Genomic DNA, 1,900 nt, shown 5'->3' on the forward strand with positions numbered 1-1,900 from the left:
CGATGAGTTGTCGAAACATGGCGATGGTGTTTTTCAATGGGTTTGGGTGACCTTGTGCAGTGCGGGATGCACGTCGGGGTTGATGCCGCTGCGCTCGGCCAGCGTGGCGCAGGTCAGCTGGGCGATGTAGGCCAGCAGGGCGGTGCGGGCCCAGCGCGCCTGCGGAAACGGCAGCGCCAATTGTGCCTCAGGGAGATGGTTGCACCCGAGGCAAATGAACGGCACGGCGCGCGCCAGCAAGGCGGCGCTGACCGCCTGTTTGCTGGCCATGGGTTCGTCGGTTCCCGAGAAGATCACGACCCGGTCGGCCGGGCTGGCCGCCGCAATGGGTCCGTGCAAGTATTCGGCCGTGGAATAACCAAAAGCCGGTATGCCCACGCTTTCCTGCAGTTTGAGCGCGGCATCGAGCGCGCCGCCGCAGGACGGGCCGCGTGCCAGCCAGGTCACGGTGCGTGCGCCGTCCAGAAATGTGGCGAGCTGGGCCGGGATGCCGTCGGCATCGATTTGCAGCAGGCTGGCAGCGGTTTCCTGTGCCGCCGCCACAATGTCATAACCCGCCAGTGCGGCTGCCACAAAAAGCTGTGCGATCACGCTTTTGGTCGCGGGCACTGCCTGCTCCGGGCCGCAGCCCAGATGAATGCGGTGGTGGGCCGCTTTGAGCAGGTGCGCGTCGGGCGAGTCGGCCTCGGACACCGCCACCACCAGGGCACCGCGCGCGCGCAGCCATTCGGCACTGGCGGCGATGTCGGTGGACTGGCCGGAGTACGAAAACGCATAGACCACCGCGTCCTGCCAGTCGGCCACGGGCAGGTCCTGGGTGCTCAGCCAGGGGCGAAACTCTACGGGTTGGCGCCCGCTTTGCATGGCAAACAGGTAAGACGCAAAGGTACACACATTGCCCGAACTGCCGCGCCCGAGCAGCACCACAGTGGGTCGCCCGGCCACCAGTTGGCGAATGCTGTTGGCCTCTTGCTGCCAGCGTTGCGCCTGCGAGCGCAGTACCTGTGGTGCCGAGCGTGCCTCTTGGGCCATCAAACTTTTCAACATGTCAATTCTCCTTGGGGGTGTAGCGGCTGGCGGGCTGTGCCTGCCAGTAAAACTCGGTGGCGGCACCGCGGTATTGGTGCTCGGCAATGCGGTTGCGCATGCCGTCGTCGTCGCCAAACAGGGCGCGCACCTGGCTCGCGTAGTGCCGCAGCAGGGTCATCTTGGCATCCACATCCACCGGCAAGGCATAGCGGCTGACGGGGGCCAGTTGCAGTCGGCCCAGCGCGTGCAACGGGTCGTCCTGGTCGCCGCGCCCGACCCGGGGGTCGGCCACGTAGGGGAAATCCTCGTAAAACAGCAGCTCGGCACCTGCCGCCGTGGCCGCCAACCGCACCGCCACCTGGGCGGCGATCTGGTGGTCCACGTGGTGACCAATGCCCATCGGGCTGATCAGCAAGATCCGACCCAAATCCAGGCACAAGCGGCGCAGCACCAGGTAGAGCTCTTCGATGTGCGCCATGTCGTCGATGCGCGGTGCCACCCAGCGCTCGCGCGCCTGGCGGTAAATCAGCTTGTCGTTGAGCGGGCTGCGGCGGTAGATGCCATCGGCAAAACTCAGGTGCACAAAGGCGGCATTGACCGAGCGCATGGCCGCGATGTCTTCAGAGCGCCGGGTACGCGCGCTCACATGGCCCTGGCGGCGCTCGATTTTGCGGCTGCCGTCAGTGCGCAGTCGGCGCGAAGTTGCGCTGCTGATGCTCACCACCAAGGTGGAAATGCGGTCTCGCAAGGTGTGCAGCAGGGCGCCGCAGCTCAGGGCGGCGTCGTCCAGGTGCGGCGACAAAATGACCACGCGCTCAAAGTCATCCCAATCCATGCGTTTGAGCAAGTCTTGTGTCTTCATGCGCTGACC

2 protein-coding genes are annotated in these 1,900 nt (G+C 65.6%); both read right to left on the reverse strand.

From position 1 onward, the window contains the following. Window positions 1-33: 33 nt before the first annotated feature. Window positions 34-1,047: an SIS domain-containing protein gene (locus tag IBX54_RS14840; protein WP_296543420.1), complete on the reverse strand. Its 1,014-nt coding sequence runs from the start codon at window positions 1,045-1,047 to the stop codon at window positions 34-36. A gap of 1 nt (window position 1,048) precedes the next feature. Then, a partial coding sequence (locus tag IBX54_RS14845) for a PIG-L deacetylase family protein (RefSeq protein ID WP_367141854.1) occupies window positions 1,049-1,900 on the reverse strand: 852 nt, incomplete at its 5' end.

The sequence above is a fragment of the Rhodoferax sp. genome, assembly GCF_014859475.1.
In the GTDB taxonomy this organism is placed as follows: Bacteria; Pseudomonadota; Gammaproteobacteria; order Burkholderiales; family Burkholderiaceae_C; genus Rhodoferax.